Annotated in this window: 23 protein-coding genes; 9 read left to right on the top strand and 14 right to left on the bottom strand. The window is 71.7% G+C overall.

Annotation, left to right across the window (positions count from 1 at the left end; genetic code table 11):
* Both AC07GB_RS01320 and AC07GB_RS01315 read right to left on the bottom strand, forming a co-directional pair.
* Positions 1–1,407, bottom strand: coding sequence for a sensor histidine kinase (locus tag AC07GB_RS01320; RefSeq protein WP_478841156.1), 1,407 nt, complete (start codon positions 1,405–1,407; stop codon positions 1–3).
* Positions 1,404–2,138: a response regulator transcription factor gene (locus AC07GB_RS01315; RefSeq protein WP_478841405.1), complete on the bottom strand. Its 735-nt coding sequence runs from the start codon at positions 2,136–2,138 to the stop codon at positions 1,404–1,406. The genes AC07GB_RS01320 and AC07GB_RS01315 overlap by 4 nt, the downstream gene beginning before the upstream one ends.
* Before the next feature lie 73 nt (positions 2,139–2,211).
* On the opposite strand from AC07GB_RS01315, the gene AC07GB_RS01310 reads away from it, so the two are divergent.
* Positions 2,212–3,417, top strand: coding sequence for a UDP-N-acetylglucosamine--N-acetylmuramyl-(pentapeptide) pyrophosphoryl-undecaprenol N-acetylglucosamine transferase (locus tag AC07GB_RS01310; protein WP_478841155.1), 1,206 nt, complete (start codon positions 2,212–2,214; stop codon positions 3,415–3,417).
* Positions 3,414–4,439, top strand: coding sequence for a GDP-mannose 4,6-dehydratase (locus AC07GB_RS01305; RefSeq protein ID WP_478841154.1), 1,026 nt, complete (start codon positions 3,414–3,416; stop codon positions 4,437–4,439). The genes AC07GB_RS01310 and AC07GB_RS01305 overlap by 4 nt, the downstream gene beginning before the upstream one ends.
* A 256-nt stretch (positions 4,440–4,695) precedes the next feature.
* Here the strand turns inward: AC07GB_RS01305 and AC07GB_RS01300 are convergent, their stop codons facing one another.
* Complete coding sequence (locus AC07GB_RS01300) at positions 4,696–5,340, bottom strand: TetR/AcrR family transcriptional regulator (protein ID WP_478841153.1); 645 nt, start codon at positions 5,338–5,340, stop codon at positions 4,696–4,698.
* 339 nt (positions 5,341–5,679) lie between these two features.
* Here AC07GB_RS01300 and AC07GB_RS01295 point away from each other — a divergent pair, with 339 nt between their 5' ends.
* The 4 genes from AC07GB_RS01295 (at position 5,680) to AC07GB_RS01280 (ending at position 9,989) form a co-directional block, all read left to right on the top strand.
* Positions 5,680–6,648 carry a tetratricopeptide repeat protein gene (locus tag AC07GB_RS01295; protein ID WP_478841152.1) on the top strand — a complete coding sequence of 323 codons (969 nt, stop codon included), beginning with the start codon at positions 5,680–5,682 and terminating at the stop codon, positions 6,646–6,648.
* Positions 6,649–7,351: 703 nt separating this feature from the next.
* Positions 7,352–7,978: a DUF6230 family protein gene (locus tag AC07GB_RS01290; protein ID WP_478841151.1), complete on the top strand. Its 627-nt coding sequence runs from the start codon at positions 7,352–7,354 to the stop codon at positions 7,976–7,978.
* Between the two features lie 207 nt (positions 7,979–8,185).
* Positions 8,186–8,707, top strand: a complete 522-nt coding sequence (locus tag AC07GB_RS01285) for a DUF6114 domain-containing protein (protein ID WP_478841150.1) — start codon at positions 8,186–8,188, stop codon at positions 8,705–8,707.
* A 79-nt stretch (positions 8,708–8,786) separates the two neighbouring features.
* Positions 8,787–9,989: a hypothetical protein gene (locus AC07GB_RS01280; RefSeq protein WP_478841149.1), complete on the top strand. Its 1,203-nt coding sequence runs from the start codon at positions 8,787–8,789 to the stop codon at positions 9,987–9,989.
* A 70-nt stretch (positions 9,990–10,059) separates the two neighbouring features.
* Here AC07GB_RS01280 and pyk read toward each other — a convergent pair whose 3' ends face one another.
* From pyk to pta, 3 genes are all read right to left on the bottom strand, one after another.
* Positions 10,060–11,490 carry a pyruvate kinase gene (pyk, locus tag AC07GB_RS01275; protein WP_478841148.1) on the bottom strand — a complete coding sequence of 477 codons (1,431 nt, stop codon included), beginning with the start codon at positions 11,488–11,490 and terminating at the stop codon, positions 10,060–10,062.
* Positions 11,491–11,564: 74 nt separating this feature from the next.
* Complete coding sequence (locus tag AC07GB_RS01270) at positions 11,565–12,779, bottom strand: acetate kinase (protein ID WP_478841147.1); 1,215 nt, start codon at positions 12,777–12,779, stop codon at positions 11,565–11,567.
* Positions 12,776–14,875 carry a phosphate acetyltransferase gene (gene pta, locus AC07GB_RS01265; RefSeq protein ID WP_478841146.1) on the bottom strand — a complete coding sequence of 700 codons (2,100 nt, stop codon included), beginning with the start codon at positions 14,873–14,875 and terminating at the stop codon, positions 12,776–12,778. Before pta ends, AC07GB_RS01270 begins: the two co-directional genes overlap by 4 nt.
* Before the next feature lie 199 nt (positions 14,876–15,074).
* Here pta and AC07GB_RS01260 point away from each other — a divergent pair, with 199 nt between their 5' ends.
* Positions 15,075–16,100, top strand: coding sequence for an ATP-dependent 6-phosphofructokinase (locus tag AC07GB_RS01260; RefSeq protein WP_478841145.1), 1,026 nt, complete (start codon positions 15,075–15,077; stop codon positions 16,098–16,100).
* 130 nt (positions 16,101–16,230) lie between these two features.
* Here AC07GB_RS01260 and AC07GB_RS01255 read toward each other — a convergent pair whose 3' ends face one another.
* From AC07GB_RS01255 to AC07GB_RS01230, 6 genes are all read right to left on the bottom strand, one after another.
* A complete protein-coding gene (locus AC07GB_RS01255; RefSeq protein WP_478841144.1) occupies positions 16,231–16,926 on the bottom strand; it encodes a helix-turn-helix domain-containing protein in 696 nt (231 codons plus the stop codon).
* Positions 16,927–17,037: 111 nt separating this feature from the next.
* A complete protein-coding gene (locus tag AC07GB_RS01250) occupies positions 17,038–17,868 on the bottom strand; it encodes a carbohydrate ABC transporter permease (RefSeq protein WP_478841143.1) in 831 nt (276 codons plus the stop codon).
* The gene (locus tag AC07GB_RS01245) at positions 17,868–18,713 is read right to left on the bottom strand and encodes a carbohydrate ABC transporter permease (protein WP_478841404.1); all 846 of its coding nucleotides are present in this window, start codon (positions 18,711–18,713) and stop codon (positions 17,868–17,870) included. Before AC07GB_RS01245 ends, AC07GB_RS01250 begins: the two co-directional genes overlap by 1 nt.
* A gap of 74 nt (positions 18,714–18,787) precedes the next feature.
* Positions 18,788–20,152 carry an extracellular solute-binding protein gene (locus AC07GB_RS01240; protein WP_478841142.1) on the bottom strand — a complete coding sequence of 455 codons (1,365 nt, stop codon included), beginning with the start codon at positions 20,150–20,152 and terminating at the stop codon, positions 18,788–18,790.
* 133 nt (positions 20,153–20,285) lie between these two features.
* Entirely contained in the window at positions 20,286–20,981 is a 696-nt protein-coding gene (locus AC07GB_RS01235; RefSeq protein WP_478841141.1) for a response regulator, read from the bottom strand.
* On the bottom strand, positions 20,978–22,612 hold the full coding sequence (locus AC07GB_RS01230) for a sensor histidine kinase (RefSeq protein ID WP_478841140.1): 1,635 nt from the start codon (positions 22,610–22,612) through the stop codon (positions 20,978–20,980). Before AC07GB_RS01230 ends, AC07GB_RS01235 begins: the two co-directional genes overlap by 4 nt.
* Positions 22,613–22,820: 208 nt before the next feature.
* Between AC07GB_RS01230 and AC07GB_RS01225 the strand changes: the two genes are divergently transcribed.
* Entirely contained in the window at positions 22,821–24,266 is a 1,446-nt protein-coding gene (locus AC07GB_RS01225) for a cation:dicarboxylate symporter family transporter (RefSeq protein WP_478841139.1), read from the top strand.
* Between the two features lie 93 nt (positions 24,267–24,359).
* Positions 24,360–24,584 carry a hypothetical protein gene (locus tag AC07GB_RS01220; protein WP_478841138.1) on the top strand — a complete coding sequence of 75 codons (225 nt, stop codon included), beginning with the start codon at positions 24,360–24,362 and terminating at the stop codon, positions 24,582–24,584.
* Here the strand turns inward: AC07GB_RS01220 and AC07GB_RS01215 are convergent.
* Both AC07GB_RS01215 and AC07GB_RS01210 read right to left on the bottom strand, forming a co-directional pair.
* On the bottom strand, positions 24,555–24,860 hold the full coding sequence (locus AC07GB_RS01215) for a DUF397 domain-containing protein (protein WP_478841137.1): 306 nt from the start codon (positions 24,858–24,860) through the stop codon (positions 24,555–24,557). The two genes, AC07GB_RS01220 and AC07GB_RS01215, sit on opposite strands and share 30 nt — an antisense overlap.
* Before the next feature lie 3 nt (positions 24,861–24,863).
* Positions 24,864–25,724, bottom strand: a complete 861-nt coding sequence (locus AC07GB_RS01210) for a helix-turn-helix domain-containing protein (protein WP_478841136.1) — start codon at positions 25,722–25,724, stop codon at positions 24,864–24,866.
* Positions 25,725–25,860: the final 136 nt, after the last annotated feature.

Below are 25,860 nucleotides of genomic sequence, written 5' to 3'. Positions count from 1 at the left end.
CTAGGCGGGGGCCGGCCAGGTCAGGCGGAACAGGGCGCCGCCGCCCGGGGCGGCTTCCGCGTGGAGGTCCGCGCCGTGGGCGTGGGCGATCTGGCGGGCCATGGCCAGGCCCAGGCCGGAGCCGGGCAGGGCGCGGGCCCTTTCGGCGCGGTAGAAGCGGTCGAAGACGTGCGGCAGGTCCTCCGGGGCGATGCCGGGGCCGTGGTCGCGGACCGTCAGCTCGCCGGGGGAGAGGGTGACCTCCACGAGGCCGCCCGGAGGGCTGAACTTGGCCGCGTTGTCCAGGAGGTTGGTGACGAGCCGGGCGAGCCGCGCGGGCACGCCCGGCAGCGTCAGGCCCTCCGCGCCGGGCGCGACGTCGAGGGTGAGGACGACCCCCGGCCAGTGCTCCCGCGCGGCCTCCACCACGTGGGTGACGAGCGGCGCGAGCGCCACGTCCTCGAGGAGCGGCCGCGGCTCCTCGTCCCGGGCCAGCTCGATGAGGTCGTTGACGAGCCCGGTCACCTCGCGCAGCTGACGGGCGAGCGCGCCCGATGCCCGGTCCCGCTGGGCCGCGTTCAACAGGTCGGCCCGGGCGAGCAGTTCGGCGTTCGTACGCAGCGCGGTGAGCGGCGTGCGCAGCTCGTGCGAGGCGTCGGCGACGAGGCGGCGGCGGGCCGCGACGGACTCCTCCAGCTCGGCGAGCATGGTGTTGAAGGCCGTGGCGAGCCGCGTCACCTCGTCCTCGCGGCCCGGCGGCCCCGGCGGCAGCTCGATGCGGTGCCGGGCGTCCCGGGTCGCGGCGATGCGCTCCGCCGTCGCGGTGAGGCGCGCGACCGGCGCGAGGCCGGTGCGCGAGACCCAGTAGCCGCCGAGCGCGGACAGGAGGACGCCCGCGCCGCCCACCGCCGACAGGATCGCCGCGGTCTGCCGCACCCCGCGCTCGGCGATGTCGGCACGCAGCGCCACCTGGACGGCCGCGCCCTTGCCGTAGCTGGTGGTGAGCATGCGGCCCGGCTTGCCGTTGGGGAGGGTGAAGTTCGAGTAGAACGCGGGCAGTTCGCCCGCCGCGACCCGACGCGTGGAGCGGTTCACGGGCAGCAGGTACGGCTTCTCCGGGTCGTCGGCCGCGGCGGCGGGGACGACCTGCGCACAGGCCGGAGCACCCAGGTAGCGGCACTCGCCCGCGAGCACGCCGTAGTCCCCGTCCTCGGCGCGGTGCTGCTGCGCGGCCAGGGTCGCGGACTGGGCCAGGTTCTGGTCGAGCTGCTGGTACAGCTTGTAGCGGAGCACGAAGAACGACGCGGCGCACACACAGATCGCGACCAGCGCCACCGCGGCGGACGCGGCCACCGCGAGCCGGGTGCGCAGCGGACGGCGCCGCCGCCAGCGGGCCCCCAGCGCGCGGCGCGCGCGGGCGGCGCTCACGGTGAGCCGAGCCGGTAGCCGACGCCGTGCACGGTGTGCACGAGCCGGGTCTCGCCGCCGCACTCCAGCTTGCGCCGCAGATAGCCGACGTACACCGCGAGCGAGTTGGAGTCCGGCCCGAAGTCCCGCCCCCACACCGCCTCGTGGATCAGCTCGCGCGGAAGGACCTGGCCCGCGTTGCGCAGCAGCAGTTCGAGCAGCGTGGCCTCCGTCCGGCTGAACTCGACGCGGCGCCCGCCGCGCACGCCGGTGCGGGTGCGCGCATCCAGGCTCAGGTCCCCGTACGTCAGCTCGTCGCCGTCGGCGGCGGGGTCGCCCGCGTCCGCGCCCGCGCGGCGGAGCAGCGCGCGCACCCGGGCCGCCAGCTCGTCCAGGGCGAAGGGCTTGACCAGGTAGTCGTCGGCACCCGCGTCGAGTCCGTCGACCCGGTCGCTCACGGCGTCCCGGGCGGTGAGCACGAGCACCGGGGTGCGGTCGCCCGCCGCCCGCAGCTGACGGCAGACGGCGAGCCCGTCCATGACGGGCATCATCACGTCGAGCACGACCAGGCCCGGCTCCCACCGGGCCACGGCGGTCAGCGCCTGCTGGCCGTCCCCGGCCCCGCGGACCAGATAGCCCTCGACGGTGAGCGCGTCCTCCACGGCGGCCCGCACCTCGGGGTCGTCGTCGACGACGAGCACCTTGGCGGCGGGGCCGCGGGTCGCGGGCCCCTGCTGCCCCTTGTGCCTCATCTCGTTCATGCACCAAAGGTGCCAAACGCGGCTCTTAAAACCCTCTTAGAGCGGGCGTCGACGGTGAGTCGGTATGAAACCAGCCGTCACTTCCGCCACCGTGCCCGGGCCGACCGGGCCCCTGTCCGTCGTGATCGGCGCGGGGGGCACCGGCGGGCACATCTACCCGGGCCTCGCCCTCGCCGACGCCCTGCGCCGGGCCGTACCGGACGCCGTCGTCTCGTTCGTGGGGACCGAGCGGGGCCTGGAGACCCGGCTCATCCCCGAGGCCGGGTACCGCCTGCACACCGTCGACATGATCCCCTTCGACCCGGCGCTCGGCGCGAAGCGGTACCTGCTGCCCGCCGCGCTCCTGAAGTCCGGCGCCCAGTGCCGGGCCATCCTGCGCGAGCAGGGCGCGCACCTCGCCGTCGGCATGGGCGGCTACCCCAGCGCCCCCGTCGTCGTCGGCGCCCGGATGGTGGGCCTGCCCAGCCTCATCCACGAGTCCAACGCCGTCCCCGGGCGCGCCAACCGCTTCGCCGCGCGCCTCACCCCGCACATCGCCGTCGCCTTCGACCGCAGCCGCGCGCACCTGCCCGGCGGCCACCGCGCCCACACCACCGGCATGCCCATCGCGGCCGCCCTGGCCCGCCTGGACAGGGCCGCCCTGCGCGCCGACGCGCGCCGGGCGCTCGGGGTGCCGGACGGGGCGCGGCTCCTGCTCTTCAACGGCGGCAGCCTGGGCGCGGCCCGCCTCACCGGGGCCGCGCTCGGACTCGCCGCGCGCTGGCGGCACCGCGGCGACGTCCATCTGCTGATCAAGACCGGGCCCGCCGCGCTCGACGAGGCGCGGGCGCGGCTCGCGTACGACGGCGGGGACGCCGTCGCCCGTGCCGTGCCCTATCTGGACCGCATGGACCTCGCGTACGCCGCCGCCGACCTGGTGGTGTGCCGCGCGGGCTCGGCGACCGTCGCCGAACTGGCCAGCACCGGGGTGCCCGCCGTCCTCGTGCCCTATCCGCACGCGCCCGGCGACCACCAGACCCACAACGCGCGCGTCCTGTCCGACGCGGGCGCGGGCCTCCTCCTGCCCGACGCGGAGGTCACCGCCGACCGGCTCGCCGCCCTCACCGGGCCGCTCCTCGACGACCCGGCGCGGCTCGCCGCCATGAGCGAAGCCGCCGATCCCGGGCCGCACGCCCGCGCCGCCGACCTGCTCGCGGCGCGCGTCCTCGACCTCGCCCACCGGGCGGTACCCGCCCACCACCCCTTCACCCCCTGGGAGAACGCCGCATGACCACGCCCACCCCGCAGTCGTCGTCCTTCGACCGGTTCGACTGGAACGACCGCACCGTCCTCGTCACCGGCGCCGAGGGATTCATCGGCTCCACCCTCGTCGACCTGCTCCTGGAGCGCGGCGCCCGCGTCCGCGCCTTCGTGCACTACAAGCCGTACGCGGAGAAGGGGAACCTGGCGCATCTGCTCGGCGACCCGCGGATCGAGTTCGTCGCCGGTGACGTACGCGACCCGGGGCGCGTCTCCGATGTCGTCTCCGGGTGCGACACCGTCTTCCACCTGGCGGCGCTCATCGGCATCCCGTACTCGTACGACTCTCCCGGCGCGTACGTGCAGACGAACGTCGTCGGCACCGAGAACGTCGCGGAGGCCTGCCGGCGGCACGCGGTGCGGCGGCTCGTGCACACGTCGACCAGCGAGGTGTACGGGACCGCGCGTACGGTGCCGATCGGCGAGAGCCACCCGTTGCAGCCGCAGTCCCCGTACTCCGCGTCGAAGATCGGCGCCGACATGACGGTGCTGTCCCACTGGCACGCCTTCGAGCTGCCCGTGGCGGTCGTGCGGCCCTTCAACACCTACGGGCCGCGGCAGTCCGCCCGGGCCGTGATCCCCACCATCCTCGCCCAACTGCACTCCGGCGCGCGGGAGATCAAGCTCGGCTCCCTCACGCCGACGCGTGACTTCACGTACGTGACCGACACCGCGCGCGGCTTCCTCGCCGTCGCGGAGAGCGAGCGGGCGCTGGGGCACGTGGTGAACCTCGGGGTGGGGCGGGAGATCTCGATCGGGGAGCTGGCGGACGCGCTCGTCGCCGCGAGCGGGCGCGAGGCCCGGGTCGTGGTCGATCCCGCGCGGCTGCGGCCGGCCGGGAGCGAGGTGGAGCGCCTGGTCTCCGACAACTCCCGGGCCCGGGAGTGGGCCGGCTGGACGCCGGAGGTCTCCCTCAAGGAGGGCCTCGCCCACACTTCCGCCTGGGTGGAGGCCAACCTCGCCCTCTTCGCCCCCTCCCGCTACCAGGTCTGACCCGGGCCCCGGGCCCGGCGGGGCGGCTGCGGGGCCGTCTCCCTCCTGCCCCGCCGCTACGCGGCGGGATCTCTCCCACCCGCTCCCCCCGTGCCTGCCCCAGCGACCTGGTCCGGCCCCGACCTGGCGGCTTTCGCGGCGTCGTCGTGGGGAGCGAACGGCCGACGGCATGCGGGGGACCGATTCAGCCCGTCCGGCGTTTGAGGACGAGCGCGGTAGCGCGGTGTTCGAGCGGGTCGCGAGGGCGGGCCGCGGGCTAGGGCGTGTCAGGCCCCCGGCCAGGCGCCGCGGAGAGGCCGCCCAGGAGGAGGAGGGTGAAGCTGCGGGCCCAGTCGGGGTCGACCGGCTCGGCGCTGACCAGGGCGCGGTGCACCACCGCCCCGGCGATGACGTCGAAGATGAGGTCGGCCGTCCGGGCGGCGGCGCCCGCGTCGGGCTCGACGGGCAGCTCGCCCCGCGCCTGCGCGCGCTGCCGCCCTTCGAGGACCAGCCGCTTCTGCCGGTCCACGATGGAGGCGCGGACCCGTTCCCGCAGCGGGGCGTCCGTCGTGGACTCCGCGACCACCGCCATCAGGGCCGTCTTCGTCTCGGGCCGTCCGAGCAGCGCCGCGAACTGGAGGACCACGCTCTCGATGTCGCTGGCGAGGCTGCCGCTGTCCGGCAGCTCCAGCTCGTCGAAGAGTTCGGCGACCGCGTCCACGACCAGCTCGCTCTTGCCCGCCCAGCGCCGGTACAGGGTCGTCTTGGCGACCCCCGCCCGCGTCGCCACGTCGCCCAGGGTCAGCTTCGTCCAGCCGAGGTCGACCAGGGCGGCGCGGGTCGCTTCGAGGATGGCGGCGTCCGCCTCGGCGCTGCGCGGGCGGCCACCGGCGCGCGCGGACGGTGTACTGCGGCTCTGCATGCCCGCGACCATACCGGTCGGTACGCTCCCGTCGGCCGGCCGCGAGTGAGGCAGATCACCTGGGGCCCGGTGCCGGGCCGAACCGGATCCAGTTACGCTACGACCCGTAGCGAAAGCCGCGTACGCAGGCCGCACGGCCACGTCCGGCGGCGAGGCGCTGCGAGCGAACCTCTACCGCCCCAGGGGCGGCAACCACGAGCGCGGGGTGGGGACTCCGCGCGACGAACGGCACGAAGGTCCTCCTCGGGACCTGGACCCGAGCCCGTCCGCGAGGCCCGCAATCCGGCGGGGGTCCACGGAGGGGCACGGTTCCCGTACGGCTTGGGGGAGGATGTACTCATGCAGCCACGGAACATGTCCATGAGCGGAGTCGTCGACCTCGCCGCGGTGAAGGCGGCCCAGGAGGCCAAGGCGAAGGCGGAGCAGGCCCGCGCCGAAGCGGCCAGGCAGGGCGGCGGCGGAGCCGTCACCCCCGCGAGTCTCGTCATCGACGTCGACGAGGCGGGCTTCGAGCGCGACGTACTCCAGCGTTCCACCGAGGTGCCCGTCGTCATCGACTTCTGGGCCGAGTGGTGCGAGCCGTGCAAGCAGCTCAGCCCGCTTCTGGAACGGCTGACGCTGGAATACGCCGGCCGCTTCCTGCTCGCGAAGATCGACGTCGACGCGAACCAGATGCTGATGCAGCAGTTCGGCGTGCAGGGCATCCCCGCGGTGTTCGCGGTGGTCGCGGGCCAGGCCCTGCCGCTCTTCCAGGGCGCGGCCCCCGAGGCGCAGATCCGCCAGACCCTCGACCAGCTGGTCCAGGTCGCGGAGGAGCGCTTCGGGCTCACCGGCCTGACCGTCGACGCGGACGCCTCCGACGAGGCGCAGCCCGCCCCCGTCCCCGCGGGGCCGTACGACGCCGCACTCGCGGCCGCCGTCCAGGCCCTGGACGCGGGCGACCTGAGCGGCGCCGTCCGGGCGTACGAGAACGTGCTGAGCGACGACCCCGGCAACACCGAGGCCAAGCTCGGCCTCGCCCAGGCCCAACTCCTGCGCCGCGTGCAGGACATGGACCCGCAGGCCGTCCGCAAGGAGGCCGCCGAGAAGCCGGGCGACGCCCGGGCGCAGATCGCGGCGGCCGACCTCGACCTGGTCGGCGGGCACGTCGAGGACGCCTTCGGGCGCCTGGTCGAGACGGTCCGGCGCACCGCGGGCGAGGAGCGCGACGCCGCTCGCGTGCGCCTGCTCGAACTCTTCGAGGTGGTGGGCGCGGACGACCCGCGCGTGACGGCGGCGCGCACGGCGCTCGCCCGGGTGCTCTTCTGAACCGCCCTCCGGGCGTGATAAGCCCGGAGTCCGGCATTCCGCCGGTTTTGCCCCGCCCTGCCCGGCGAACTGTCCGCTGACCGGTTCACATCGGGCGGGGGCGCGTGGTGTCCAAGTGAAAAATCTGCCTCCGCAGTGCCACAGTGGCCGCGTTTTGCCAAATCTTGGTAAACGCGGCCACTGTTACTTGGAGTAAGTCGAGGGCGGTCTTCTGTCCCCTTCTGTTCTCCAATATCCGGATGTTGCCGGTCTGTTGAAACCACCGTGTGTCGTTGATCGATATCAGGCCGTCAGGCTTCGGTTATCCCACCGTTACCGGCCAGTAATGAACCCCTTGTGCGGGCGCCGAGAATGCACCACGATCGGCCACGCTCGGTCCGTTGCCCGCACTCCGACAGCCATTCGGGAGACGGGTTTTCCGGTTCCCCACCGAGTGGGCCGGTGACACCGTCGCCGGTCCTGGACAGGGGGGTCTCTGCCCGTCCCGACGGCAGGGCCTGTCCGGCAGGGTTGTGCGTGATGAGTCAGGCGCGACCAGTGGTTGTCGCTCGGGGGTGATCGCCGGTGACTCAGGCGCGACGCGCGCCTGGCGACGCGGGCGCTCTCCTGTCCGAGGACGTAGCACTTCTCCCATCCCCGCTCCGCTGAACCGGCCCCTCGGGAGCAGCGGGACGGAGATGTACGTCCGAGAAGGAGGAAAGTCATGGAGTCCGTGGCTCGTGGCGGAACCAGATGGAAGCGGTTCGCCGTGGTCATGGTGCCGAGCGTCGCGGCGACCGCCGCGATAGGCGTGGCCCTCTCGCAGGGTGCGCTCGCGGCATCGTTCAGTGTGTCCGGTCAGCAGTTCAAGGTGACCGCCAAGGAACTCAAGGGCACGGGATTCGTCCAGTACGGGGCGATGGACGTCGGCAAGTCGGGCAAGCACCCGGTCGCCGTCGTCGGCCTGGACTCGGCGGAGATCACGAAGCTGTGCCAGTCCGTGGTCGTCCCGGTGCCGATGTTCGGCGATGTGTCGATGACGCTCAAGGCCGGTGGCGGGGGTGACCCCGTCCTGGCCAAGAAGCTCTTCATCGACGCCGACGACCTGCGCGCCAACGCGACGTTCACCAACGTCGACATCGGCGTGTCGATCGACCGCACGACGAAGGGTCCCGGCCGGAACCCGCAGGACAAGCCCAAGAAGCAGTACGTTCCGGACTCGTTCGCGCAGCAGGCCGACGAGGTGCTCTTCACCGATGTGGAGCAGCGCGCGTGGGCCACCAGCGCGGGCACGTTCAAGCTCTCCGGCCTGCACATGTCGGTCAAGAAGGGCAAGCACGAGTGCTACTGAGGCAGTCGACGCCTCGGTCTCCCCGGTCCCACCCCTCCGCTTCGCTCCACCGAGCCGCAGGCGGGACCACTGCCGGGGCCCTTGCTGTCTGAGCCGCGCTCGTCGCGCCGAACGGCCGGGCGCGGGGGCGCCACGTCTTCAACCAGCCGTCCCCGTGCCCGTATCCGACACAGAGAACCAAACGCCATACCCGAGGAGCGGTACGACATGAGCGCCGAAGCGCAGGTGGGCCTCGACAGCAAGCTTGCCCGGATGCGCCGGGGTTTCCGGGGGTGGCGCGGTCAGCGCCCGTTCTGGGGTGGCCTGCTGACGCTGCTCGGCGGCATCCCGATCATGTACTTCCCGTACGCGAACCTCACGCTCGGCACCTTGACCATCCGGATGGCGACCACCGCCGGGGCCGGATCCCTGATCATCGGCGTGCTGTTGGTCGTGCTCGGCCTGACCATGTGGTTCCAGCCGCAGTCCCGCGTGTTCGCGGGTGTCGCGGCGATCCTGCTCGCCCTGGTCTCCCTGGTGGTGTCCAACTTCGGCGGCTTCGTCATGGGCTTCCTGCTCGCCCTCGTCGGCGGTGCGCTCGGCGTCTCCTGGGTGCACGAGAAGCCGCAGAAGCCCCACAGGCCCCAGCGGCCCAAGAGACGCAGCACGAAGGCACCGGGCGGCGCGACCGATGACTTGTCAGGAACGAGCCCGGCCAACGGGACGAACGGGAGGCACCGTGCCGACTGACGAGGTGCGCCGCGGGAGTGACGCGGGCACATCCCGTGGGAGAACGGGGCCGCGGCACGCGGCCCCCAGGAAGCCGCTGTTGACTCGTGTACCCGTCGGCAAGGCCATCGCCCTCGCGGCCATGCCCACCGCCGTCCTCATGGGGATGGGGCTGACGCCGCAGCTCGCACAGGCGAAGCCGGGTGTGCCCGAGAACCCCTTCCAGGACGGGCCGTGCGTGACGGCCCCCGACGAGCAGTCCAAGGACGCGGAGAAGGCCGCCGCGGACGAGGCAGCTGCCGACAAGGCCGCCGCGGACAAGGCCGAGAAGGAGGCCGCCCGCAAGAAGCAGGCGGAGGACGCGCGGAAGCGGGCCGAGGAGGTGCGGGAGAAGGACGAGGCGGACGGGCCCTCGCCGTCGGCGTCGCCTACGCCCTCGGCGTCGCGGACCGCGGAGACCCCCGAGAGGGCGAAGCCCGCCCCGGAGTCGGCCAAGCCCACGAATCCGCTGGACCCGCTGGGTGTCGGCGACGCCCTCAAGGACCTCCTCACGCCGGAGGAGCGCGAGAAGGAGCCGCGGGCCCCGAAGCCGTCCGAGTCACCGGATGACAAGGCCGACAAGACCGACGGCAGTCGGCCAGGCAAGGCCACCGAGCCCGTCCAGGACACCACCGGCAAGGCGAAGGACACCGCCGAGGACGCCCGCGACAAGGCCGAGGACAAGACCGGGGACAAGAGCGAGGACAAGGCCGGCGGCGCCAAGGACGAGCCCGCCCCCGAGGAGTCCAAGGACCCCATGGCCCCGGACGGGAACGGCAAGAAGCCCTTCCCGTGCGTCGTGGAGAAGAAGGTGGCGGGCGACGACGAGCAGCCGCCCGCGCCGATCCCGAACCAGCCGTGGCACCTGGAGGCCAGCTCCCTGCTGCTCAAGGGGGCCGACTACAAGGGCGTCGTGAACCTGAAGATGCCCGACGGCCGGACCAAGCAGGCGCTGAAGTACATCATCAGCGGCGGCACGGACATCGGCGACCTGCACCAGATCGTCGGAGGACCGGGCGGCACGAAGTACCACGTCCAGGCCGCCAAGGGCTCCACGTCCACGATCCGCAACGGCGACACGACGATGTACACGGAGCGCATCTCCGGCAACCTGTTCGGCCTGATCCCGATCACCTTCGACCCGGAGCACCCGCCGCCCCTGAACCTGCCGCTGATCTACTTCACCCATGTGAAGGTCCAGCAGGCGGGCCAGTTCGGCGGCGACCTCACCATCCCGGGCCTGCACCAGTCGATCACCGACTGAACCGGCCGCGGTGAGACGAGAGGAGGGCGCCCCCCGCCGGGGGACGCCCTCCTCTCACGGTCCGACGACGTCAGTCGCGGCAGCCGTTGCCCAGGTGGTGCACCCGGACCATGTTCGTGGTGCCGGGGACGCCGGGGGGCGAGCCGGCCGTGATGACCATGGTGTCGCCCTCGTTGTAGCGCTTGAGCTTGAGCAGCTCGGCGTCCACCAGCTCGACCATCTCGTCCGTGTTGTCGACGTGCGGGACGACGAAGGACTCCACGCCCCAGCTCAGCGCGAGCTGGTTGCGGGTCTCCTGGTCCGTGGTGAAGGCCAGGATCGGCTGGGCCGCGCGGTAGCGGGAGAGACGCCGTGCGGTGTCACCGGACTTGGTGAAGGCCACCAGGGCCTTGCCGTCGAGGAAGTCCGCGATCTCGCAGGCGGCACGGGCCACCGAACCGCCCTGCGTGCGCGGCTTCTTGCCGGGGACCAGCGGCTGGAGGCCCTTGGAGAGCAGCTCCTCCTCCGCCGCCGCCACGATCTTCGACATGGTCTTGACCGTCTCGATCGGGTACGCGCCCACGCTGGACTCGGCCGACAGCATCACCGCGTCGGCGCCGTCCAGGATCGCGTTGGCGACGTCGGACGCCTCGGCGCGGGTGGGGCGGGAGTTGGTGATCATCGACTCCATCATCTGGGTCGCGACGATCACCGGCTTGGCGTTGCGGCGGCACATCTCCACGAGGCGCTTCTGCACCATCGGGACCTTCTCGAGCGGGTACTCGACGGCCAGGTCGCCGCGCGCGACCATGACACCGTCGAACGCCGCCACGACGTCAGCCATGTTCTCGACGGCCTGCGGCTTCTCCACCTTGGCGATGACGGGGACCCGGCGGCCCTCCTCGTCCATCACCTTGTGGACGTCCTTCACGTCGTTCGCGTCGCGCACGAAGGACAGGGCGACCATGTCGCAGCCCATCTTCAGGGCGAAGCGCAGGTCCTCGATGTCCTTCTCGGAGAGCGCGGGCACGTTCACGGCCGCGCCGGGCAGGTTGATGCCCTTGTGGTCCGAGATGACGCCGCCCTCGACGACGATCGTCTTGACGCGCGGGCCGTCGATCTCGACGACCTTCAGCTCGACGTTGCCGTCGTTGATGAGGACCTGGTCGCCCTTGGTGACGTCGCCGGGCAGGCCCTTGTACGTCGTCCCGCAGATCGACTTGTCGCCGGGCACGTCCTCGGCGGTGATGGTGAACTCGTCACCGCGCACCAGCTCGACCGGGCCCTCGGCGAAGGTCTCCAGGCGGATCTTCGGGCCCTGGAGGTCGGCGAGGACGCCGATGGCACGGCCGGTGCGCTCCGCCGCGGCCCGGACGCGGTCGTACCGCCCCTGGTGCTCGGCGTGCGTGCCGTGGCTGAAGTTGAAGCGGGCCACGTTCATGCCGGCTTCGATCAGCGAGACGAGCTGGTCCTCGGAGTCGACGGCGGGACCCAGGGTGCAGACGATTTTGGAACGGCGCATGGGGACGATCCTATCGGTTTGTTTCGCTGCGGAATATTCCGTCTGGCGGAAGATACAAATGGGCGCGTCGGTGCTCAGCTGTTCTTTCCTGCCAGCGCATAAGTCTGCGCGGCGATTTCCAGTTCTTCGTCGGTCGGTACGACCGCGACCTTCACCCGCGCGTACTCGGGGGAGATCAGCCGCGGCTCGTCGCCGCGCACCGCGTTCAGGTCGCCGTCCACCGCGAGGCCCAGTTCCTCCAGGCCCGCCACGGCGGCCTCGCGCACCGGCGCCGCGTTCTCGCCGACCCCCGCCGTGAAGGCGATGGCGTCCACCCGGCCGAGCACCGCGTAATAGGCGCCGATGTACTTCTTCAGGCGGTGAATGTAGATGTCGAAGGCGAGCCGCGCCTGTTCGTCCCCCTCGTCGATGCGACGGCGGATCTCCCGCATGTCGTTGTCGCCGCAGAGGCCGATAAGGCCGCTCTTCTTGTTGAGGAGCGTGTCGATTTCGTCGATGGAAAGGCCGCCCACCCGCGCCAGGTGGAAGATCACGGCCGGATCCATGTCTCCGGAGCGCGTACCCATCACGAGCCCCTCCAAAGGCGTGAGCCCCATGGAGGTGTCCACGCACCGGCCGCCGCGTACGGCGGACGCGGACGCGCCGTTGCCCAGGTGCAGCACGATGACGTTCACGTCCTCGGGGGCCTTGCCGAGCAGCTCCGCGGTGGCCCGCGACACGTACGCGTGCGAGGTGCCGTGGAAGCCGTACCGCCGTACGCGGTGCTCGTCGGCGGTGGCCACGTCGATCGCGTAGCGGGCGGCCGCCTCCGGCATCGTCGTGTGGAAGGCGGTGTCGAAGACGGCGACCTGCGGCAGGTCGGGCCGGAGAGCCTGGGCCGTACGGATGCCGGTGATGTTGGCCGGGTTGTGCAGGGGGGCCACCGGCACCAGGCGCTCGATCTCGGCGAGCACCGCGTCGTCGATCACCGTGGGCTCGGTGAACTTCAGGCCGCCGTGCACCACCCGGTGGCCGATCGCGGCAAGCTCGGGCGAGTCCAGGCCGAGCCCGTCCGCCGCCAGCTCCTCGGCGACGGCCTTCAGCGCCGCCTCGTGGTCGGCGATCGGCCCGGTGCGCTCGCGCTCGGCGCCGTCACCGGTCAGCGGGGTGTGCTTGAGCCGCGACGTCTCCTCGCCGATGCGCTCGACGAGGCCCATCGCCAGGCGGCTCGAGTCCGCCATGTCGAGCAGCTGGTACTTCACCGACGACGAGCCGGAGTTGAGGACGAGAACACGGGTGGAGCTGCTCACTGGGGGGCCTTCTCGGTGGGGGACTGGGTGGGGGTCTGGGCCTGGATCGCCGTGATGGCGACGGTGTTCACGATGTCCTGGACGAGCGCGCCGCGGGACAGGTCGTTCACGGGCTTGCGCAGGCCCTGGAGCACCGGGCCGACGGCGATCGCGCCGGCCGAGCGCTGCACGGCCTTGTAGGTGTTGTTGCCGGTGTTCAGGTCAGGGAAGACCAGGACACTGGCCTGGCCCGCGACGTCGGAGCCCGGCAGCTTGGTGGCGGCCACCGACGGCTCGACGGCCGCGTCGTACTGGATCGGCCCCTCGATCTTCAGGTCGGGCCGCTGGCCTCGGACCAGCTCGGTGGCCTCGCGCACCTTGTCGACGTCCGCGCCCGAGCCGGAGGTGCCGGTGGAGTACGACAGCATCGCGATGCGCGGCTCGACGCCGAACTGCGCCGCCGTGCCCGCCGACTGGACGGCGATGTCCGCGAGCTGCGTGGCGTTCGGGTCGGGGTTGACCGCGCAGTCGCCGTACACGAGGACCTTGTCGGCCAGGCACATGAAGAACACGGACGACACGATCGACGCGTCCGGCTTCGTCTTGATGATCTCGAAGGCGGGGCGGATGGTCGCGGCCGTGGAGTGCACGGAGCCGGACACCATGCCGTCGGCGAGGCCGCGCTGCACCATCAGCGTGCCGAAGTAGTTCACGTCCGCCACGACGTCGTACGCCAGCTCCACGGTCACGCCCTTGTGGGCGCGCAGGCGCGCGTACTCCTCGGCGAAGTCCTGGCGCAGCTCGGACGTCTGCGGGTCGACGAGCTGCGAGTCCGCGAGGTCCACGCCGAGGTCGGCGGCCTTCTTGCGGATGGCCTCCACCGGGCCGAGCAGCGTCAGGTCGCACACCCCCCGGCGCAGCAGCACGTCGGCGGCGCGCAGGACGCGCTCCTCGGTGCCCTCGGGCAGTACGACGCGGCGGCGGTCGGCGCGGGCCCGCTCCAGGAGCTTGTGCTCGAACATCATCGGCGTGACCCGGTCGCTGCCCGACACCGAGAGGCGCTCAAGGAGTTCGGCGATGTCGGTGTGCCGCTCGAAGACGCCGAGGGCGGTCTCGGCCTTGCGCGGCGTCGCCGCGTTCAGCTTGCCCTCCAGGGCGAACAGCTCGGCGGCCGTCGGGAACGAGCCGCCGGACACGGCGACGACGGGCGTGCCGGGCGCGAGCCGGTCGGCCAGGCGCAGGATCTCCGGGCCCGGCTGCTCGTTCAGGGTCAGCAGGACGCCTGCGATCGGCGGGGTGCCCGCGCTGTGCGCGGCGAGCGCGCCGACGACCAGGTCGGCGCGGTCGCCGGGGGTCACGACCATGCAGCCCGGGGTCAGGGCGTTCAGGAAGGTCGGCAGCATCGCGCCGCCGAAGACGAAGTCGAGGGCGTCCCGGGCCAGGCCCGAGTCGTCGCCGAGGAGCACCCGGCCGCCGAGCGCGTGGGTGATCTGCGCGACGGTCGGCGCGGCCAGGGCGGGCTCGTCGGGCAGCACGTAGCAGGGCACCGGCAGGCTCGCGGCGAGGCCCTCCTGGATCTCCTCGCGATCGGCCGGGGCCACGCGGTTGGTGACCACCGCGAGGACGTCGCAGCCCAGGGCCTCGTAGGCGCGGTAGGCGTTGCGGGTCTCGGCGCGCACCGACTCGGCGGTCTGGTTCTTGCCACCGACGACGGCGAGCACGGAGGCGCCGAACTCGTTCGCGAGCCGGGCGTTGAGCGACAGCTCGTCCGGGAGCTGGGTGGCGGCGAAGTCGGTACCCAGCACCAGGACCACGTCGAAGGCGCGCGCGACCTGGTGGAAACGGTCGACGAGCCGGGAGACCAGCTCGTCGGTGCCCTGCTCGGCCTGGAGCGCGGACGCCTCGTGGTAGTCCATGCCGTACACGGACGCCGGGTCCTGCGAGAGCCGGTACCGGGCGCGCAGCAGCTCGAAGAGGCGGTCCGGTCCGTCGTGGACGAGCGGGCGGAAGACCCCCACCCGGTCCACCCGGCGGGTCAGGAGTTCCATGACTCCCAGCTCGACGACCTGACGGCCGTCGCCCCGGTCGATCCCGGTCACGTACACGCTGCGCGTCACGCGTGCTCTCCGTTTCTTCTCTGTCTTCGCTGGTGAGGAGGGGGAGGGCAGCTCCGGCAGCGCCGGAAAAACACCCGATATTGTTGGTCGTGCCCTCTTGACAATACCTCTGCGGCTGGCTAAGTCGCAGGCTGGCCGAACGCCGTGGAACAATCGGACCGGCTCACACGAAGCAACAGCGAGCAGGAGACACAGCGCGATGCGTATCGGAATTCTCACCGCGGGCGGCGACTGCCCGGGCCTCAACGCAGTGATCCGGTCGGTCGTGCACCGAGCCGTCACGAACTACGGCGACGAGGTCATCGGCTTCGAGGACGGGTACGCGGGCCTGCTGGACGGGCGCTACCGCACCCTGGACCTGAACGCGGTCAGCGGCATCCTCTCCCGCGGCGGTACGATCCTCGGCTCCTCCCGCCTGGAGCGCGCCCGCTTCCGCGCCGCCTGCGACAACGCCAAGGACCTGATCGAGAAGAGCGGCTTCGACGCCCTCATCCCGATCGGCGGCGAGGGCACGCTGACCGCGGCGAAGATGCTCCACGAGGCCGGGGTCCCGGTCGTCGGCGTACCCAAGACCATCGACAACGACATCTCCTCCACGGACCGCACCTTCGGCTTCGACACGGCCGTCGGCGTGGCCACCGAGGCCATGGACCGGCTGAAGACCACCGCCGAGTCCCACCAGCGCGTGATGGTCGTCGAGGTCATGGGGCGGCACGCGGGCTGGATCGCCCTGGAGTCCGGCATGGCGGGCGGCGCCCACGGCATCTGCCTGCCCGAGCGCCCCTTCGACCCGGCCGACCTGGTCACGATGGTCGAGGAGCGGTTCGCGCGCGGCAAGAAGTTCGCGGTGATCTGCGTCGCCGAGGGCGCCCACCCCGCCGACGGCACCATGGACTACGGCAAGGGCGCCATCGACCAGTTCGGCCACGAGCGCTTCCAGGGCATCGGCACGGCCCTCGCCTACGAGCTGGAGAAGCGCCTCGGCAAGGAGGCCAAGCCGGTCATCCTCGGCCACGTCCAGCGCGGCGGCACGCCCACCGCGTACGACCGCGTCCTGGCCACCCGCTTCGGCTGGCACGCCGTCGAGGCCGTGCACCGCGGCGACTACGGCCGCATGACCGCCCTGCGCGGCACGGACATCGAGATGGTGCCGCTCGCGGAGGCCGTGACAGAGCTGAAGACCGTCCCGAAGGACCGGATGGACGAGGCGGAGTCCGTCTTCTAGAGCGTGGCCCCCGCTGTCCGGCGCTCCGGACTTCGAACTCTGGACTTTCTAGAACGTTCTATCTAGAGCTGAGATAGATTACGCCGCCGCCGTCGGGCCGTGGCCGCCGTCGGGCCGTACCCCGGTCGCCTCAGGGTGGGCCGGGGACCAGGGGCCAGAAGTGGTCGAGGACGCGGTCGAGGAAGTCGCGGCCCGCGTGGCCCGAGGCGTCCGCGCTCGCGCCGCCGCCCCAGCTCAGCGTGCGGACCATCCGTGACTGGTACGCGTCGTGCAGGCTGCGCAGCGGGCCCTCGACGGCGCGCTTGTCGACGGCGAGGAGCTTGCTGACCGGGCGTACGTACCCCTGCCAGCGGGTCGTGACCGCCCGGCGCAGCAGCTCCGCGAGCTGCTCGGCGCGGCCGGTGACCGCGATGAAGTCCGGCAGCGACAGCTGGAGCGTGTGCGCGAGGGCGGCGGACTGCCGGTCGCTGCCGCGCCACTGGTCGGTCTCCTCCATACGCAGATACGCCTGTAGCTCCACGCCCGCGCCACGCGCGACGTCCTCCGGGGCGAGGGCGCGGGCCAGGCGATGCTCCCGCAACGTCCGGGCGGCGCCCATGAGTTCGCCGGGCGAGCACCACAGCGTGGCCGCGAGGGCGGTCAGTTCGGCGGGGGTGGGGGTGGCGAGGCCCCGCTCCCACGCGCTGACGGTGTCGGCGGTGACGTGGGTGAGGCCGTAGCCGGCCCGCATGCCGTAGGCGACATGTCCGGGCGCCATGCCCAGCGCCTCGCGCAGCCGGCGCGCGGCGGGGAAGTCGAAGGGCGGTGGGGGCTGGCTTGCTGGCACGGGGCACACGGTAGGGGGAGCGGAGTCGGGCGACTACGGTGCGTTCCTACGAGGCTGGGCCTCGGACGAAGCCACATCCGCCGGAGCGCCCCGTCGTGCGCCCCCGCGCCCTCAGCCCTTGACCGCGCCGCCCAGGGCGAAGCCGCCGCCGAGCCGCCGTGCGATCAGGACGTACAGGAGGATCACCGGCGTCGAGTAGATGAGGGAGAACGCCGCGAGCTGGCCGTAGACGATGGCGCCCTTGCTGCCGAAGAAGTCGTTGATGCTGACGGCCGCGGGCATCTGGTCGGGGGAGAGCAGCAGCATGAAGGGGACGAAGAAGTTGCCCCACATGAGGACGAAGGAGAAGACGGTCACGACGGCGACGCCGGGCCCCATGAGGGGCAGCACGATGCGGACGAGGGATTGCAGCGGCGAGGCGCCGTCCGTCCAGGCGGCCTCCTCCAGCTCCTTGGGCACGCCGTCCATGAAGTTCTTCATCAGCCAGATGGCGAAGGGCAGTTGGGACGCGGCGAAGAAGAAGATGGTGCCCTGGAGGGTGTCGATGAGGTCGACGCGGACGAACAGCGCGTACACCGGAACCATGATGGCGGTGATGGGCAGGCTGGTCGCGAACAGGATCGTCAGCATGAACGGCCGGTTGAGCCGGGAGGTGTAGCGCGACAGCGGGTAGGCGGCGAGGGCCGCGCTCACCACGGTCAGGAGCGTGCCGCCGCCGCACAGGAGCAGGCTGTTCAGCATCGGTGTGAAGGTGATCTCGTCGGTGAGGACGGCGTCGAAGTTGTCGAGGGTGAAGCCGTCGGGGCGCTTCACGCCCACGTCGGCCTTGGGGTCGACGGCGGACAGCAGCACCCAGGCGAGCGGTACGGCGAAGGCCGCCGCCACGGTCAGCAGGCCGATGTCGGCGGCGAGTCGGCGGCTGCGGGCGCGGCGTGCGGACATCAGACCTCCGTGCGCAGCAGGCGCATGTAGACCAGGGAGAACAGGGACCCCACGAGGAGCAGCAGCAGGGCGACCGCGGTGCCGTAGCCGATCATGCTCTTCTGGAAGGCCTGTTCGTACATGAACAGCGGCAGGGTCTGGCTGCGGTTGCCGGGGCCGCCGCGTGTCATCACCCAGATGAGGCCGAAGACGGAGAGGGTCTGGAGGGTGTTGAGCATGAGGTTGGTGCCGATGGAGCGGCGGATCATCGGCAGGGTGATGTGCCACATCCGGCGCCAGCCGCCCGCGCCGTCGACCTCGGCGGCCTCGGTGACCTCCTGGGGGATCTCGCTGAGCGCGGCCGAGTACACGAGCATCGAGAAGGCCGTGCCCCGCCACATGTTGGCGAAGGACACCGCGAGGATGGGCAGCGTGAACAGCCAGTTCTGGGAGGGCAGGTGGAGGGTGTCGAGGACGGCGTTGAGGGTGCCGTCGCGGCGGAAGAAGGCGTAGAGGAGGAAGCCCGCGACGACCTCGGGCAGGACCCAGGCGGTGATGACGACGGCCCCGGTGAGGGTGCGGACCGGCTTGGAGGCGCGGCGCATCAGGACGGCGAGGGCCAGGCCGAGCGTGTTCTGGCCGACGACCGAGGACAGGAAGGTGAAGACGAGCGTCAGCCGGACGGCGTTGAGGAAGTCCTCGTCGCCGAAGGCCGTGCGGAAGTTCTCGAAGCCGACGAAGCTCTCGTGCGCCTGGCCGGTGAGCTGGAGGTCGGTGAAGGCGATGTACGCGCAGTAGCCGATGGGGCCCGCGAGGAACAGGGCCATCAGGACGACGGCGGGCGAGACGGGCAGGGCGCGGCCCATGGAGCGGGCCAGGCGCCGGGGGCGCGGCGCGGCGGCCCGTGGCGGGGCCTCGCGCGGGGCCGTCGCCGGCGCCGTCACCTCTCGATCACCTTGCCGTCCGTGGCGGACTCGACCTCGTCGTCGTAGCCGCTCGCCGCGTCGTCGACGGAGGCGTCACGGGTGGTGACCTTCTCCATGGCCTCCTGCATCGCGGTGGAGACCTTCGGGTACGCGGGGTAGGCGGGCCGGTAGTGGGTGACGGAGACGAGGTCGGTGAAGAAGCGGATGCCGGGCTGCGCCGTCATGTACTCGGGGTCCTTGGCGACGTCTTTCCGTACGGAGATGCCGGAGTTGGCGATGTACCACTTCTTGGCGTTCTCTTTGGTCTGCATGGTCTCGATGAACTGGAACGCGAGGTCGGGGTTGTCGGCCTTCGCGGGAACGGCCCAGGTCCAGCCGCCGGACATGCTGACCTTGCCGGGGGCCTGGCCGTGCTGCGTGGGCATGGGCGCGAGGCCCAACTCCTTCGACCACTCGGGCCATTCGTGGCCGGAGCCCTTGAGCCAGTCCTGCGGGAGCCAGGAGCCGTCGAGGTTGATGGCGAGCTTGCCCTTGGGCAGGAACTCGCCGCGGACGCGCGTGGCCATGTTCGGGTCGAGGGCGTCCTCGACGTCGGGGCCGAGCTTCTCCTTGTAGACGGTCTCGACGAAGCGCAGGGCGTCCTTGAAGCCCTTGCTGCCGACGACCCACTTCTTGGCCTTCGGGTCGTACACGGGGTTCTCGCCCGTGCCGTAGAGGAGCATCTCCAGGCCCTGCATGGCGGAGGTCTCGCCGCCGGGCTTGCCGGTGTACACGTTCAGCGGCACGACGCCGGGCACCTTCTTCTTGACGGTGCGGGCGGCGTCGAGGAGTTCGTCCCAGTTCTTGGGCCGCCAGTCCTGCGGCAGGCCCGCCTTCTTGAAGATGTCCCTGCTGAACCACAGCCCGCGCGTGTCCGTGCCGTCGGGCACGCCGTACGTCTTGCCGTCCTCCGCCCGGGCCGCGGCCTTGGCCGTGTCGATGAACTTCGGCCACTCCTTCCACTTCTCCAGATACGGGTCGAGGGGCTTCAAGTACCCGCTGGTGATGTCGGAGTTGATGAGGAAGGTGTCCTCGTAGACGAGGTCGGGCGCGGTCTTGGGGGAGCGCAGCGTCTGCTGCACCTTCGTGTAGTACTCGGCGTCCGGAGCCTTGATCGGCACCAGCTTCACCTTCTTGCCCGGATGCGCCTTCTCGAACTGCTTCTTCATGGCCTCCAGGTAGTCGTCCATCACCCGGATCTGGTTGTCCATGGACTGCTTGTACGACACCTTCACGGTGTCCGGGTCGTCACCGGAGCCGCCGCCGCACGCGGTGAGGGCGCCGGCGGCGAGTGCGGTCGCGAGGAGGAGAGGGGCGGAAGCGGTGGGGCGCACGGGCACGACCTCCTACGGTCCGGCGCGGCCGCGCTGCCTGCCGCGCACGGCTGCTGCCGGTGAACGTAAGCGGTTGCTGGAACCAAGGTCAATGCCCGTGCAGCGGTGTGGCGGACCCCGGGCGGGGCGCCCGGGCCCCTCAGGACGGCGGCAGCCAGCGGTAGACCAGCTCCGGGCGGCCCACCTGGCCGTACTGGGGGCTGCGGGCCGCGCGGCCGGTGTCGACCAGGTGCTCCAGGTAGCGGCGGGCCGTGATGCGGGAGAGCCCCGTGAGGTCCGCCGCCGCGGCGGCGGTGAGGCCTTCGGGCGGGGCGTCGCGCAGGGTGCGGGTGACGCGTTCCAGGGTGGGGCCACTGAGGCCCTTGGGCAGGGTGGCGGGCGCCGGGGCGCGCAGGGTCGCGAGGGCGCGGTCGACCTCGTCCTGCCCGGTGGCCTCACCCGCCGCGCTGCGGAACTCGGCGTAGCGGGTGAGCCGGTCCCGCAGGGTGGCGAAGGTGAAGGGCTTCAGGACGTACTGGATGACGCCGAGGGAGACGCCTTCGCGGACGACGGTGAGGTCGCGGGCGGAGGTGACGGCGATGACGTCGGCCTTGTGCCCGGCGGCGCGCAGGCTGCGGGCCAGGGACAGGCCGTGGCCGTCGGGGAGGTTCAGGTCGAGGAGGATCAGGTCGACGGGCCCGCGGTCGAGCGCGCGCCGCGCCTCCGCGGCGGTGTGGGCGGTGGCGGTGGCCTCGAAGCCCGGCACCCGGTTGACGTACAGGACGTGGGCGTCGGCCGCGACGGGGTCGTCCTCGACGACGAGGACGCGGATGGGGGCGGGCGCTTGCTCGGTCATCTGTCGGCCCCTTCCCGGAGCGCGGCGGGGGCGGTGAGGGGCAGCGTGGCCGTGAACTCCGCGCCCCCCGCGGGGGACGGGGCCACCGTCAGCGTCCCGCCGTTGCGCGTGGCGGCCTGGTGGGCGAGGGAGAGGCCGAGGCCGCGGCCGTCGGGGGACTTGGTGGACCAGCCCCGGGTGAAGATCGCCTCGCGGTGGGCCTCGGGGATGCCGGGGCCGGTGTCCGCGACGCGCAGGAGCAGGGTGTCGGGGCCGGCGAGGACGGTCACCGTGACGCGGGCGGAGGGGGAGCCCTGGGCCGCGTCGACGGCGTTGTCGATGAGGTTGCCGAGGATGGTGACGAGGTCGCGCGAGGCGGGCGCGCTCGGCAGCTCGCCGTCGTCGACGCTGGTGTCGTCGGAGACGACCAGCTCGACGCCGCGCTCGTTGGCCTGGGCCGCCTTGCCGAGGAGGAGGGCCGCGAGGACCGGTTCGCTGACGGCGGCGACCACCTGGTCGGTGAGGGCCTGGGCCAGCTCCAGCTCGGCGGTGGCGAACTCCACCGCCTCGTCGGCACGGCCCATTTCGATCAGGGAGACCACGGTGTGCAGCCGGTTCGCGGCCTCGTGGGCCTGGGAGCGCAGGGCGCGGGTGAATCCGCGCTCGGAGGTCAGCTCGCCGGTGAGGGCCTGGAGTTCGGTGTGGTCGCGGAGGGTGACCACGGTGCCCTTGCGGTCGCCGCCGGAGACCGGCGATGTGTTCACGACGAGGACGCGGTCCGCCGTCAGGTGCACCTCGTCCACGCGCGGCGCCGCGTCGAGCAGCGCGCCGGTCAGCGGCGCGGGCAGGCCGAGGTCCGTGACGTAGGCGCCGACGACGCCCTCGCCCGCGCCGAGCAGCTCGCGCGCGGCGTCGTTGATGAGCGCCACGCGGCGCCGCCCGTCGAGCATGAGCAGGCCTTCGCGCACGGCGTGCAGCGCGGCCTCGTGGTAGTCGTGCATGCGGCTCAGCTCGGCCGCGTTCATGCCGTGGGTGCTGCGGCGCAGCCGCGCGTTGATGACGTACGTGCCGACCGCGCCGAGCACCAGGGCCGCCGCCGCGACGCCGAGCAGCGACACGAGCTGGCCGCGGGCCTTCGCCGTGATCTCCTCGATGGTGATGCCCGCGCTGACCAGGCCGACGATCCGGCCGCCGTCGTGGATGGGCGTGACCACGCGCACGGAGGGCCCGAGGGTGCCGGTGTACGTCTCCGTGAAGGTCTGGCCGCGCAGCGCCTCCGCCGTGTGGCCGAGGAAGCGCTGGCCGATGCGGGCCGGGTCGGGGTGGGTCCAGCGGATGCCGCGCCTGTCCATGATCGTCACGAAGGCGACACCGGTGTCCCGCTGGACCTTCGACGCGTACGGCTGGAGCGCGCGGGACGGGTCGTCGCCGCGGATCGCCTCGCGCACGGACGGCGCGTCCGCGACCGCGCGCGCCGCCGCCGTGGCCTGGCGCCGTGCCGCCTCCTCCGCCTGGTGCCGGTCGCTGAGGTACGTGAACAGGGCGCAGCCCGCGACCACGACCGCCACCAGGACCACCTGCATGGCGAAGAGCTGACCGGCGAGGCTGCGCGGAGCCCGCGGTCGGCGGGGCGGTCGGGGGGCCTGGGGCATGGTGCAAGTCTGCCTCGCCGTACGCGCCTGACCTAAAGGAACGTCGACGGAGACGCGCGCGGACACATCCACGGAGACCTCCGCGCGAACTCAATGAACGCAAGGGTGACCGCCCTCACACCCCGGGAGATAGTCACCCGGAATCGCCAGGACGTGAGCCGCACGACTCGCGAGGACGCAGAGGTCGTAGTCGCCCAAGGAGGCAACCGTGGCAGATGACAGGACGGCGGCGGGCGCCGCCGGGACCGGGGCGCGGCCCCCGGCGGGGCCGGACGCCCCGCCCGCACGCGCGCCCCGCGAGAAGCGGGACCGCACCCACTACCTCTACATCGCCGTCATCGCGGCCGTGCTCGTCGGCATCGCCGTGGGCTTCATCGCGCCGGACTTCGCCAAGGAGCTGAAGCCCCTCGGCACCGGCTTCGTGAACCTCATCAAGATGATGATCTCGCCGATCATCTTCTGCACCATCGTGCTCGGCGTGGGTTCGGTCCGGCAGGCCGCGAAGGTCGGCAAGGTCGGCGGTCTCGCCCTCGCCTACTTCGTCGCCATGTCGGTGGTCGCCCTGGCCATCGGCCTGGTCGTCGGCAACATCCTGCACCCCGGCTCCGGCATGGACCTGACCTCGTCGGACAAGGCCGCGGGCCACGACGCCGCCGACGAGGCGGACAAGGGCCTCGTCGACTTCGCGCTCGGCATCATCCCGAAGACGATGGTCTCCGCCTTCACCCAGGGCGAGGTCCTCCAGACCCTGCTCGTCGCGCTCCTCGTCGGCTTCGCCCTCCAGGCCATGGGCCGCACGGGCGAGCCGATCCTCCGCGGGGTGGGCCACATCCAGAAGCTGGTCTTCCGCATCCTGGGCATGATCATGTGGGCCGCGCCCATCGGTGCGTTCGGCGCGATGGCCGCGGTCATCGGCGAGACCGGCACGGACGCGCTCAAGGCCCTGGCCACCATCATGATCGGCTTCTACGTCACCTGCGCGCTCTTCATCCTGCTCGTGCTCGGCACGCTGCTTCGCCTGGTCACCGGGGTCAACCTCTTCAAGCTCCTGAAGTACCTGGGCCGGGAGTTCCTGCTCATCCTCTCCACGTCGTCGTCGGAGTCCGCGCTGCCGCGGCTCATCGCGAAGATGGAGCACCTGGGCGTCAGCCGCCCCGTCGTCGGCATCACCGTGCCGACCGGGTACTCCTTCAACCTCGACGGCACGATGATCTACCTGACCATGGCCTCGCTCTTCATCGCCGACGCGATGGACCAGCCGCTGGGCGTGGGCGAGCAGATCTCCCTGCTGCTGTTCATGATGATCGCCTCCAAGGGCGCGGCGGGCGTCTCCGGCTCCGGCATCGCCGTCCTCGCCAGCGGCCTCCAGTCGCACAAGCCCGGGCTCGTCGACGGCGTCGGCCTCATCATCGGCGTCGACCGCTTCATGAGCGAGGCGCGCGCCCTCACCAACTTCGCGGGCAACGCGGTGGCGACGCTCCTCATCGGCACGTGGACCAAGGAGGTCGACCGGGAGCGGGTCGCCCTCGTGCTCGACGGCGAGCTGCCCTTCGACGAGCGCACGCTGGTCGACGACGAGCACGGGGCGCCTCCGGCGGCGGCCGAGGCCGTGCCCGAGCAGGTGCCGCTGGCGAAGGCCCCGGTGCAGGCCTAGCCCTCGCGGCTGCCCCCAGGTGACGCGCCCCGGCCCCCGGACCCTCGCGGTCCGGGGGCCGGGGATACGACTTCAGAGGAGCTGACCACCCTCATGCGTACTGCTCTCCCGGACCGAGTGCTCGGCGTCTGCGGCCACTGGACCACCGCCCCGATACCCGTGGGCGAGGTCCGCTGCCGGGGCGGCGGCTGGCGCACGCAGTACGTGTGCCCGGACTGCGTGCACACCTCCCACTACCGCCTGGGCCCGCAGTGGGACGACCTCCCGGCCCGGCTGCACCGCCCGCGATCACCCCACGCCGGGGGCGAGCCCCGCTAGGAAGGCCCTCCAGGCGGGCGCCCCCAGGAGCAGGGCGGGGCCGTCGGGGTTCTTGGAGTCCCGTATGCCGACGTCACCGCTGTGGCTGCCGCCGGCTTGGCGGGTGAGGTCGGCGACCTCGATGCAGCTACTGGGGACGCCGTCGCTGTACGACGACTTGCGCCAGCTCGTGACATCGGCCACCTCTACGCAGCTCTGCCCCTGACCATCGCTGTACGACGACTTGAACCAGGCTTCTTCAGGCGCGAGTTCGGATGTGTTGGTGATGCGAGTCATGGGTCACAGTTCCCGTTGTAGTTGGGTCATGAATTGGGGAGTGTCCTCGGGCGGCAAGGCGGAGGCGACCATGGCGTCGAACCGTCGGATGAACCGGTCGACTTCGCGGCGCTTGTCCGAGCTGTGCACCGCGCCCCAAGCGCTGTCGATCTGGACCCGGTGCGGCAGCCTGTCGCCGAGGTCGAGAATCCCGAAGTCGTTCGTCGAGCGGTAGCCGTTGCTGAACGGCAGCACCTGGAGCGTGATGTGCTCCCAGGAGGCCAGTTCGGAGAGCTTCTCGTACTGTTCGCACATCACATCCTTGCCTCCGACCGGATAGCGCAGAGCGGCCTCGCCGAGGATGGCACGCAGCTTGACCGGGTTCTCCCGGGTCAAGCACTCCTGCCGCTTCATCCGTAGCTCCACGCTGTTGCGGATGAACTCCGACGTGGTCTCCTCCACAGGCTTGTTCAAGTCGTGGAGGGCTTGCGCATAGCGCTGTGTCTGAAGAAGGCCATGGACAAGGGTGGGGTGGTAGATCCGCATGCTCCTGGCCTCTGGTTCGAGGCCGACGAAGCTCGGCATGCCAGCGGGCATCAGCCCGCGGTACTGCGTGAGCCAGTCCTGGCGCGAGGACTCCCGGTTGAGGTAGACGAACGCATCGACGGCGTCCTCGTCGGTGACGCCGTACTTGGTCAGTACCTTCCGGAGGTCTCCCACGTAGCGGAAGTTCAGGTCACCGTTCTCGATCCGGAGCAGTGATGCCTCGGAGATGCGTAGCCCTTGAATGGCCTGTTTCCGCGTCAGGCCGCGTTCTTCCCTCAACTGTCGCAGCTGTAGCCCGAGTTCCAGCCGCTGCCCGGTCCGTCCGCGCTTGGCTGCCATGTGCACCGCCCATGTTTCCTTGTGCGTGTCACCTGCCCTTGCGGTCGGAGTGTGACACCTCGTGCGCGGTCGGCGCAGAGGGTTGTGCAGATTCGCGCATAGTCCACTTCACAATCACCCTGAAATTTCAGGGAAG

The organism is Streptomyces sp. NPDC045778, assembly GCF_056431945.1.
The sequence above is the reverse complement of the archived record's forward strand: the minus strand, read 5'-3'. Positions and strand labels throughout refer to the sequence as shown.

Bases quoted from the DNA above. Each gene is read 5' to 3' on its own strand.
- AC07GB_RS01315 (WP_478841405.1), bottom strand. From the start codon at position 2,138: ATGAGGCACAAGGGGCAGCAGGGGCCCGCGACCCGCGGCCCCGCCGCC.
- AC07GB_RS01310 (WP_478841155.1), top strand. From the start codon at position 2,212: ATGAAACCAGCCGTCACTTCCGCCACCGTGCCCGGGCCGACCGGGCCC.
- AC07GB_RS01305 (WP_478841154.1), top strand. From the start codon at position 3,414: ATGACCACGCCCACCCCGCAGTCGTCGTCCTTCGACCGGTTCGACTGG.
- AC07GB_RS01300 (WP_478841153.1), bottom strand. From the start codon at position 5,340: ATGCAGAGCCGCAGTACACCGTCCGCGCGCGCCGGTGGCCGCCCGCGC.
- AC07GB_RS01295 (WP_478841152.1), top strand. From the start codon at position 5,680: ATGCAGCCACGGAACATGTCCATGAGCGGAGTCGTCGACCTCGCCGCG.
- AC07GB_RS01290 (WP_478841151.1), top strand. From the start codon at position 7,352: ATGGAGTCCGTGGCTCGTGGCGGAACCAGATGGAAGCGGTTCGCCGTG.
- AC07GB_RS01285 (WP_478841150.1), top strand. From the start codon at position 8,186: ATGAGCGCCGAAGCGCAGGTGGGCCTCGACAGCAAGCTTGCCCGGATG.
- pyk (WP_478841148.1), bottom strand. From the start codon at position 11,490: ATGCGCCGTTCCAAAATCGTCTGCACCCTGGGTCCCGCCGTCGACTCC.
- AC07GB_RS01260 (WP_478841145.1), top strand. From the start codon at position 15,075: ATGCGTATCGGAATTCTCACCGCGGGCGGCGACTGCCCGGGCCTCAAC.
- AC07GB_RS01250 (WP_478841143.1), bottom strand. From the start codon at position 17,868: ATGTCCGCACGCCGCGCCCGCAGCCGCCGACTCGCCGCCGACATCGGC.
- AC07GB_RS01245 (WP_478841404.1), bottom strand. From the start codon at position 18,713: ATGGGCCGCGCCCTGCCCGTCTCGCCCGCCGTCGTCCTGATGGCCCTG.
- AC07GB_RS01235 (WP_478841141.1), bottom strand. From the start codon at position 20,981: ATGACCGAGCAAGCGCCCGCCCCCATCCGCGTCCTCGTCGTCGAGGAC.
- AC07GB_RS01230 (WP_478841140.1), bottom strand. From the start codon at position 22,612: ATGCCCCAGGCCCCCCGACCGCCCCGCCGACCGCGGGCTCCGCGCAGC.
- AC07GB_RS01220 (WP_478841138.1), top strand. From the start codon at position 24,360: ATGCGTACTGCTCTCCCGGACCGAGTGCTCGGCGTCTGCGGCCACTGG.
- AC07GB_RS01215 (WP_478841137.1), bottom strand. From the start codon at position 24,860: ATGACTCGCATCACCAACACATCCGAACTCGCGCCTGAAGAAGCCTGG.
- AC07GB_RS01210 (WP_478841136.1), bottom strand. From the start codon at position 25,724: ATGGCAGCCAAGCGCGGACGGACCGGGCAGCGGCTGGAACTCGGGCTA.